The sequence below is a fragment of the Rhodococcus sp. ENV425 genome (assembly GCF_002887785.1).
Taxonomy (GTDB): Bacteria; Actinomycetota; Actinomycetes; order Mycobacteriales; family Mycobacteriaceae; genus Rhodococcus; species Rhodococcus aetherivorans.
Genome location: NZ_PCZU01000171.1, coordinates 11,410 through 20,191, shown reverse-complemented (window position 1 = coordinate 20,191; position 8,782 = coordinate 11,410). Strand labels below are relative to the sequence as shown.

Genomic DNA, 8,782 nt, shown 5'->3' with positions numbered 1-8,782 from the left:
TGCACGGCCACCACGTCTGTCCGCTCGGTCACCGCCCCGCACGCGCGCAGCGCCCCCACCGTCTCGCCGAACGCGGGCAGCGTGTGGTGCGCGTCCCCCAGATCGATGCGGTCACCGAACGTCTCCTCCAGGAAGACCGCGTCGTACCCCGCGCCGGCGACCCGCTCGAACCAGTCCGCGGGCAGCGGGCCGGTGTCGCACGCCCACAGCAACCGGTCGCCGCCCGGGCCCTGCACGTCGTAGAGCACCGAGTCTCCCTCGCTCAGGACCCGGTGGGCGGCGGGCAGGACCCGCACCCGATACTCGCCCACCGTCAGCACGTCCCCGGCCGCGACGGGCACGAACCGCACCGCGTCGGTGGGACCCACCCAGTCCCGGCACTGGTCCAGCGTGTCGGGGGGTCCGATCACCTCGATCTCGAAATCCACTGTCGCCCAGGCACGGAACAGCAGCGCCTGCGGGCCGAGATGGTCGAGATGCGAATGGGTGAGCAGGATGTGCCGCACCCCGGCGAGGGTGCGGCCGTGGCGCAGGGCCGCGCGCGGCGCCTCGGGCCCGCAGTCGAGCATGAGGACGTCGTCCACCAGTGCCGCCGTCTGCCCGCGTATCTCGCCGCGGGCGGCCGCGTCCGAGCACGATGCGCACGTACAGAACGGATTCGGCCAGCCGTCGGCCGCACCCGTACCCAGCAGCAGGACCTCCATCACGAACCCTCCGATTCGGTTCGGCCGGAACAGCTCCCGCGAACCGGAACGATGGCCGGTCCGGAACCGGGTCGGTCCAGCACCTCGACGCGCGCGCCGTACACGTCGGCGATCCGCCGGGCCGTCAGCACCTGCCGGGGCGTGCCGTCGGCGACGACGCGGCCGTCGGCGAGCAGCACCAGCCGTCCGCCGTACAGCGCCGCCGACGTCAGGTCGTGCATGGCCGCGAGGACGGTGAGCCCGTTCTCCGCGCGCATCGACTCCACCAGGTCCAGCACGTGCTGCTGGTGGCCGATGTCGAGGGCGCTGGTGGGCTCGTCCAGCAGCAGCACCTTCGGCTCCTGCGCGAGTGCGCGCCCGAGCACCACCCGTTGCAGCTCACCGCCGGACAGCTCGGTCGCCGGCCGCGCGGCCAGCCCGCGCAGGTCGAGGCGGTCGAGCACCGACTCGACCACCTCGCGGTCGTGCGCCGACTCGGTCGCGAACCGCGGCATGTGCGGGGTACGGCCGAGCCGGATCAGGTCGGCGACGGTCATGCCCTCGGGCACCACCGGCCGCTGCGGCATGAGCGCCACCGTCCGGGCCATCGCCCGGCGTCCGGCGTGAGCGGGGTCCAGGCCGCCGACGCGGATCCGGCCGGTCGCGGGCACCAGGCCCGCGAGCGCGTGCAGCAGCGTGGTCTTCCCACCGCCGTTGGGCCCGACGAGCGCGACCCACTCCCCCTGTCCGACAAGCAGGTCCACCCCGTGCAGGACGGTCTTGCCGCCGCGGGCGACGCTCAGGCCGTGGCAGTCGACGGCGTTCACGACACCCCCCGATGCCGGCGCAGCACGACGAGGAAGAACGGGGCGCCGACGGCCGCGGTCACCACGCCGATGGGCAGTTCGGCCGGGGACATCACGGTCCGGGCCAGCACGTCCGCCAGGACGAGGAAGGCAGCCCCGATCATCAGCGACAGCGGCAGCAGCAGCCGGTGCCCCGGGCCGACGATCAGCCGGATCGCGTGCGGCACCACGATTCCGACGAAGCCGATGAGCCCGCTGGCGCCGACCACGGCGGCGGTGCCGAGGGTGGCCACGCACACCAGGACCAGCCGGACCCGGGCCGGGCTCACGCCGAGGCTCGCGGCCTCCACGTCGCCGACCGCCATCACGTCGAGCATCCGGCGGTGCAGCAGGATGACCGCGGCGGACACCACGACGTACGGCAGCACGACGACCACGTCGGACCAGCCGTCGGTACTGAGGCGGCCGAGCAGCCACGTGTACACCTGCCGCAGGGTGTCGTCGTAGAGCTGCTGGACGAACGTCTGCGCCGCATTGGCGAACGCCGCGACCGCGACGCCGGCCAGGATGATGACGACCTCCGAACGCATCCCGCCGACGCTGCGCCCGAGCGCGTACGTGGCGGCGACGGCCACCAGGCCGCCGGCGAACGCGGCGACCGGCACCCCGGCGGCGCCGAGCGCCCCGCCGAGCGCGATCGCGAGGGTTGCGCCCAGGCCCGCCCCGCTCGACACGCCGAGCAGGTAGGGGTCTGCCAGCGGGTTGCGGAACACCCCCTGGTAGGTGGCACCCGCGATGGCGAGCATCGCGCCGACCAGCGCGCCGAGCGCCACCCGCGGCATCCGGATGTTCCACAGGATGGCCTGCTGCCGCGTCGTCAGTCCGGAGTCGACGTCGACGAACGGCAGGGCGTCGATCAGCTCGAGGAACACGCCGCGCACGGTGAGCCCGGCGGGGCCGACGAGCACCCCGACGTGCAGCGCGACCACCAGGACGAGGGCTGCCGCGCCGAGCACCAGGGCCGGGTGGCGCGCGGCGCGGGTCACCGGGTGGGCTGCGCGGCGGGTTCGGACGCGGGCGCGGCGGCCACGATCGTCCCGAGGTGCCGCACGAGGTCCACGACCCGGGGTCCCCAGCGGCTGGCGACGTCCTCGTCGAGCACGTGGACCTGGCCGGACCGGACGGCCGTCAGCTCGCCCCAGCCGGCGCGGGCGGCCACGGTGTCCGGGGTGACACCGCAGCACTGCCCGTCGGCGAGGAAGATCAGGTCGGGGTCGGCGTCGAGGACGTACTCGGCGGACAGCTGCGGATAGGCGTCGGCCCCGGCGGCGTCGCCGATCGAACGCAGGCCGAGCATCGAGTAGATGCCGCCGATGAAGGTGCCGCCGGTGACGCTGTAGTAGGTGTCGTCGAGCTCGTGGTAGTAGGTCAGCGGGGCCGGGCGCGGGGGCAGCCCGGCGACGACCTCGTCGATGTCGCTGCGCATCGAGGCGACGAGTTCGGCCGCGTCGCCGACGTGCCCGGTGGCGGCGCCGAGCTGCTCCATCTGCGTGTACGCCTCGTCGAGGGTGGTGGCGGCGGGCAGCAGCAGCGTGGGGACGCCGGCCGCCTCGAGGCCGGAGACGAGGTCGCCGACGTCGTCCATGGCGACCACGAGGTCCGGTTCGTAGCCGAGCACGGCCTCGACGTTCGGCGAGTATCCGGACAGGGCGGTGACGGGCGCCTCCGCGGGGAAATCGGACTGGTCGTCGACCGCGACGACCTGGTCGCCGGCGCCGACGGCGTAGAGCATCTCGGTGGCGGTGGGGCTGAGGGAGACGATCGATCCGGGGACCGCGTCGAGGGTGATCGCGCCGTCGCCGGAGCCCACGGTGACCGGGAAGGTGCCGTCGCCGGACGACGCGGAGGCCGGGTCGGATCCGCCGCTCGAGCCGCACGAGGCGGCGAGCAGGGCGAGCGCGGCGAGTCCGGTAGCGAACAGCCGGCGGGCGGGCGCAGTGGGGGCAGGCACAGCCATCCTCCGTGAGGCGGAGGACGAAAACAGCACGGCTGCAACGGATCACCGTTGCGGCACGACACCGTCCTTCGTCCGAGGACCAGTACGTGACCGCCGCGCCGGCCGACCTGACTCGTCCGGCAGCGCGCTGCCGGCCTCACAGTTGCGGGACAGTGCCGGATTACACCGGACTTCACCGATACGCTGCGGCACCCCGCCGGCAAGCGGGGTCACCGCAGCGTATCGCAGGACGCCGGGTCCGGGGACGGCGGCCCGACGCCGTCTTCGACCGGTTCCCCACCCCGGTGACCCCATCGGAGGACGTCGACACCGTCAGTGCGCCGTGCCGCGCTTCTTCCGTTTCGGAATCAGGTGCGCGATCAGGACGATGATCGCGCCCACGACGAGCCCGACGAGTGCGGACGCCACGGTCCCGGCAGTCCAGGACAGCACACCGCCGAAGCCGCCGTGCACGAGATCGCCGAACCAGTGTTCGAGATCGTGGAGGCGATCGGCCGGCCAATGGAATCCTGCCTCGCCGACGTTGACGAGCAGGATGTGGCCACCGACCCACAGCATCGCGGCGATCCCGACCACGGTGAGCACCGTCATCACCTTCGGCATCGCGGCCACGAGCCCCCGCCCGAATCGTCGGCTGAACGACGATCGGCGTCGGGCGAGCGACAGGCCCACGTCGTCCATCTTCACGATCAGCGCGACCGCGCCGTACACCAGGGCGGTGATGAGGATCGCGACGACGACGAGCACCAGCAGCCGGGTGAGGAACGGTTCGTCCTCGACCGACGCCAGGGAGATCACCATGATCTCGGCCGACAGGATGAGATCGGTGCGGATCGCGCCGCTGACCATCGACTTCTCGAACTCCGGCCCGCTCTGCCCCGCAGTCGCGTCCTCGTCGTGGTGACCACCGGTGAGTGCTTCGTAGACCTTCTCGGCCCCCTCGTAGCACAGGTACAGACCACCGGCGATCAACAGGTAGGGCAGCGCCTGGGGCAGGAACTGGCTCAGGAGCATCGCCACCGGCAGGATGATCAGGAGCTTGTTGCGGATCGACCCGGTCGCGATCTTGCGGATGATCGGCAGTTCACGATCGGGGGTGAACCCGTGCACATAGCGCGGGGTGACGGCGGTGTCGTCGACGACGACACCGGCCGCCTTGACCCCGGCCTTGCCGGCCGCGGCGCCGATATCGTCGATGGACGCCGCGGCCGCCTTCGTCAGTGCCGCGACGTCGTCCAACAGGGCGACGAGACCACCAGCCACGGGAACCTCCCACAGTTCGGCTGTGCAGAGCCGATCGAACGACACGCAGTTGCGGGTCGACTTGTACGTTACCGAAGCACACCCGACCGCCGAGCCGGCTCTCCTTCGGTGTCCGGTACGGCCGGTGTCATCGACTCGGCGGGCCCAGGGGGTCGGCGTCCGCGATGCCGGTACGGCCTCGACGTGGCTGTCGCCTCCGACGCGGCAGCGGGCTACTTCAGCGCCTGCTCGAAGTCCTCGAGCAGGTCCTCCGGATCCTCGAGCCCCACCGACAACCGGACCACACCGTCGGACAGGCCGATCGCCGCCCGGCCCTCCGGACCCATCGCCCGGTGCGTCGTCGTCGCGGGGTGGGTGATCAGCGACTTGGCGTCGCCGAGGTTGTTGGAGATGTCGACGATGCGCAGCCCGTCGAGCAGTTCGAACGCGCGCTTCTTGCCCTCGCCCTCCGGGGCGTCCAGCTCGAAGGTCACGACCGTGCCGCCGCCGCTCATCTGGGACCGCGCCAGGTCGTACTGCGGGTGCGACTCGAGGAACGGGTACTTGACCCACTTGATCGCGGCGTGGTCCTGGAGGAAGCGGGCGATCCGCCCGGCCGACTCCACCGAGTGCCGGATCCGCAGCGGCAGTGTCTCGAGGCCCTTGAGCAGGGTGTGGGCGTTGAACGGGCTCAGCGCCGGGCCGGTGTGCCGGATGAGCTGCTGCACCGGGCCGTCGATGTAGTCCTGCGGGCCGAGGATCGCCCCGCCGAGCACGCGGCCCTGGCCGTCGATGTGCTTGGTGCCCGAGTACACGACGATGTCGGCGCCGAGATCCAGGCTGCGCTGCAGCAGCGGCGTGGCGAAGACGTTGTCGAGCACCACCTTGGCACCGGCGGCGTGGGCCATCTCGGAGACCCGGCGCACGTCGACGAGGGTCTGCATCGGGTTCGACGGCGTCTCGAAGAAGACCGCGGTCGTGGGCACGGACAGCGCCTGTTCCCACTGGTCGAGGTCCTCGCCGTCGACGAACACCGTCTCCACGCCCCAGCGGGGCAGGATCTCGTTGCACACCACGAAGCAGGAGCCGAACAGGCTCCGGGCCGCGACCAGGCGATCGCCCTTGCCGAGCAGCGCGGCGAGGGAGGTGAACACCGCCGACATGCCGGAGGCGGTGGCGTAGCAGCCCTCGGCGCCCTCGAGCAGCCGCAGCCGCTCCTCGAACATCTTCACGGTCGGGTTGCCGTACCGGGAGTAGACGAAGTGGTCCACGTCGCCCGTGAACGCCTGCTCCGCGGCCTCGGCCGATTCGTAGACGAAACCGGAATTGAGGTAGATCGCCTCGGAGGTCTCCTCGAATCCGGACCGCATGGTGCCGCCGCGCACGCCGAGCGTGGCGGGACGCACCGATGCCGGCAGCGGCCGCTCGAAGGCGCCGCCCCTGGGAATTGCGCTCACGACTGCCTCCACGGCAGGCCCGCGGCCCGCCAGCCCTCGGCTCCGCGATGCCTCTCGGCATCGAGACCGCCTTCGAATCCTTCGACGATGTTGTACGACGGGGCCAGGCCCGCCGCGGTGGCCGCTTCCGCGGCCGCGATGGAACGCTGTCCCGAGCGACACAGGAACACGACCGGCCCGCCGGTCACGCCGGCGTCCTTCAGCTGCTCGACGAACCCCGCGTTGCGGGCACCGTCCGGGTAGCGCACCCATTCGACGAAGACGGTGCGGCGCCCGATGGGGGAGGTCTCGGGGACCCCCACGTATTTCCATTCGGCGTCGGTACGCACATCGACGAGCACGGCGTCCGGGTTCTCGCGCAGCAGCTCCCACGCTTGCTGCGGCGTTATATCACCTGCGTAGCTCACCGCACCAGCTTTTCACAGTTCGCGGCGAGCCGACCAGGCGGGCGGGTGGCGCCGGTCCCCGATCAGAAGGTGCAGACCCGCCAGACGTCGTCGATCCGGACGAACTGCCACGTGGCGGTCTGCTCGTTCCCGTCGAACCGGGCGCGCACGTCGGCGGTTCCCCGGTCGCCGTCCGTCTCGACGTTCTCGACGCCCTCGAGCTGCACCTCGCTGTCCACGCCGGCCAGCGGGGCCCGGTCGGCAGGGAGCCCGTCGCAGCGCAAGCGGTCCTGCGCGGGGGCGTCGCCGGCGTTGTGCGCGCGGACGTAGTCGTCGACCGTTCGCACGACGAGCTCGGTCCCGGAGGTGCTGCTGTCCGACGGCGACACCAGCTGGGCGACGAACACCCCGACGACGAGCACCACGATGATCGCGAGCGCCGCGAGGAACGGCGTCGCGCTGCTGCGGTCCGTTTCGTCCGGGTCGGGTTCGGGTGCGCGTTCGGCTGCCATGGGGCGATCCTAGGCCGCGCGGGCACGGCCCCCCGCGGGCGCATTTGCCCCAATAAACCCTCTCGAGGTAGGAATTGCCCATGGCCTCTACGCACCTCGTTCGACGTCTCGCCGTCGACCTGTGTCGAGTGAGCGCCCACATGTGTTGTCGCTGAAGCGATTTCTCGTCACGCCCGGTTCGTCGCGCAGTTCCTGCCGCTCCCGCGTGCCCATGGCAGCCACCCCTGCCGGCTCCCTTCCTCAATTAAGCTGAACCACGTCCGTCCGCACACCGAAGAGGTAGTTGACCCCTGATGACCGATCAGACTCGTCCCCTTCGCGTCGCGATCGTCGGTGCCGGCCCCGCCGGTATCTACGCCGCCGATGCGCTCATGAAGTCCGACACCGAGGTCAGCATCGACCTGTTCGAGCGGATGCCCGCCCCGTTCGGTCTCATCCGTTACGGCGTGGCCCCGGACCATCCGCGCATCAAGGGCATCATCACCGCGTTGCACAAGGTGCTCGACAAGCCCCAGGTCCGGCTGCTCGGCAACCTCGACTACGGCACCGACATCACCCTCGAGGACCTGCGCCGCTTCTACGACGCGGTGATCTTCTCCACCGGCGCCAACGCCGACCGCGCCCTGAACATCCCCGGCATCGAACTCGACGGCAGCTACGGCGCCGCCGACTTCGTCTCCTGGTACGACGGCCACCCGGACGTGCCCCGCCACTGGCCGCTCGAGGCCGAGAAGGTCGCCGTGCTCGGCGTCGGCAACGTCGCCCTCGACATCGCCCGGGTGCTGGCCAAGACCGGCGACGAGCTGCTGCCGACGGAGATCCCCGCCAACGTCTACGAGGGCCTGAAGAACAACAAGGCCGTCGAGGTGCACGTGTTCGGCCGCCGCGGTCCCGCCCAGGCCAAGTTCACCCCGCTCGAGCTGCGTGAGCTCGACCACTCGCCCACCATCGAGGTCATCGTCGACCCCGAGGACATCGACTACGACGAGGGCTCGGAGGCGGCGCGCCGCAATTCCAAGCAGGTCGACATGGTGGCCAACACCCTGCAGGACTGGGCCATCCGCGACGTCGGCGACCGCCCGCACAAGCTGTTCCTGCACTTCTTCGAGTCCCCCGCCGAGATCCTCGGCGAGGACGGCAAGGTCGTGGGCCTGCGCACCGAGCGCACCGAACTCGACGGCACCGGCAACGTCCGCGGCACCGGCAAGTTCCGTGACTGGGAGGTCCAGGCCGTGTACCGGGCCGTGGGCTACCTGTCGCAGAACATCGCCAAGCTGCCGTTCGACGAGCAGGCCGGCACCGTGCCCAACGAGGCCGGACGCGTCGTCGCGGACGACGCCGCCGAGGGCACCGCCCGCTACCTGCAGGCGACCTACGTCACCGGCTGGATCAAGCGCGGCCCCGTGGGCCTGATCGGCCACACCAAGGGCGATGCGAACGAGACCGTCGCGAACCTGCTCGCCGACCGGGCGCAGGGGCTGCTCAATAACCCCGAGGACCCGTCCGAGGACGCGATCGTCGCCTTCCTCGAGGACAAGCAGCTGCCCTACACCACCTGGCAGGGCTGGTACCGCCTCGACGCGCACGAGCGCAGCCTCGGCGAGGCCGAGGGCCGCGAGCGCGTCAAGGTCGTCGAGCGCGAGGACATGTTCCGCGCCTCGGAGCCGCACAAGGCCTGA

Annotated in this window: 9 protein-coding genes and 1 riboswitch; of the genes, 1 reads left to right on the top strand and 8 read right to left on the bottom strand. The window is 71.3% G+C overall.

The features are described from left to right. The 8 genes from CQZ88_RS31025 to CQZ88_RS13925 form a co-directional block, all read right to left on the bottom strand. Positions 1–704: MBL fold metallo-hydrolase (locus CQZ88_RS31025; protein ID WP_258008595.1), on the bottom strand; the 704-nt coding region annotated here is incomplete at its 3' end. Next, on the bottom strand, positions 704–1,510 hold the full coding sequence (locus CQZ88_RS13955; RefSeq protein ID WP_102799912.1) for an ABC transporter ATP-binding protein: 807 nt from the start codon (positions 1,508–1,510) through the stop codon (positions 704–706). The genes CQZ88_RS13955 and CQZ88_RS31025, both read right to left, overlap by 1 nt. Next, positions 1,507–2,535, bottom strand: coding sequence for an iron ABC transporter permease (locus CQZ88_RS13950; RefSeq protein ID WP_006945506.1), 1,029 nt, complete (start codon positions 2,533–2,535; stop codon positions 1,507–1,509). Before CQZ88_RS13950 ends, CQZ88_RS13955 begins: the two co-directional genes overlap by 4 nt. Then, the gene (locus CQZ88_RS13945) at positions 2,532–3,506 is read right to left on the bottom strand and encodes an ABC transporter substrate-binding protein (RefSeq protein WP_044476458.1); all 975 of its coding nucleotides are present in this window, start codon (positions 3,504–3,506) and stop codon (positions 2,532–2,534) included. Before CQZ88_RS13945 ends, CQZ88_RS13950 begins: the two co-directional genes overlap by 4 nt. Before the next feature lie 79 nt (positions 3,507–3,585). Continuing rightward, positions 3,586–3,729, bottom strand: a riboswitch (cobalamin riboswitch). Between the two features lie 89 nt (positions 3,730–3,818). Then, positions 3,819–4,769 (bottom strand): DUF808 domain-containing protein, encoded by a 951-nt coding sequence (locus tag CQZ88_RS13940; protein WP_006945503.1) that lies wholly within the window; start codon positions 4,767–4,769, stop codon positions 3,819–3,821. Between the two features lie 212 nt (positions 4,770–4,981). Next, complete coding sequence (locus CQZ88_RS13935) at positions 4,982–6,205, bottom strand: O-succinylhomoserine sulfhydrylase (protein ID WP_006945502.1); 1,224 nt, start codon at positions 6,203–6,205, stop codon at positions 4,982–4,984. Then, positions 6,202–6,612, bottom strand: a complete 411-nt coding sequence (locus CQZ88_RS13930) for a rhodanese-like domain-containing protein (protein WP_006945501.1) — start codon at positions 6,610–6,612, stop codon at positions 6,202–6,204. The genes CQZ88_RS13935 and CQZ88_RS13930 overlap by 4 nt, the downstream gene beginning before the upstream one ends. 62 nt (positions 6,613–6,674) lie before the next feature. Beyond that, on the bottom strand, positions 6,675–7,103 hold the full coding sequence (locus CQZ88_RS13925; protein WP_006945500.1) for a hypothetical protein: 429 nt from the start codon (positions 7,101–7,103) through the stop codon (positions 6,675–6,677). 293 nt (positions 7,104–7,396) lie between these two features. Between CQZ88_RS13925 and CQZ88_RS13920 the strand changes: the two genes are divergently transcribed. Further along, on the top strand, positions 7,397–8,782 hold the full coding sequence (locus CQZ88_RS13920; RefSeq protein WP_006945495.1) for an FAD-dependent oxidoreductase: 1,386 nt from the start codon (positions 7,397–7,399) through the stop codon (positions 8,780–8,782).

What these genes read in the sequence shown, in the direction of transcription:
- CQZ88_RS13945 (WP_044476458.1), bottom strand. Translation starts at nt 3,506, where the DNA reads ATGGCTGTGCCTGCCCCCACTGCGCCCGCCCGCCGGCTGTTCGCTACC.
- CQZ88_RS13925 (WP_006945500.1), bottom strand. Translation starts at nt 7,103, where the DNA reads ATGGCAGCCGAACGCGCACCCGAACCCGACCCGGACGAAACGGACCGC.
- CQZ88_RS13920 (WP_006945495.1), top strand. Translation starts at nt 7,397, where the DNA reads ATGACCGATCAGACTCGTCCCCTTCGCGTCGCGATCGTCGGTGCCGGC.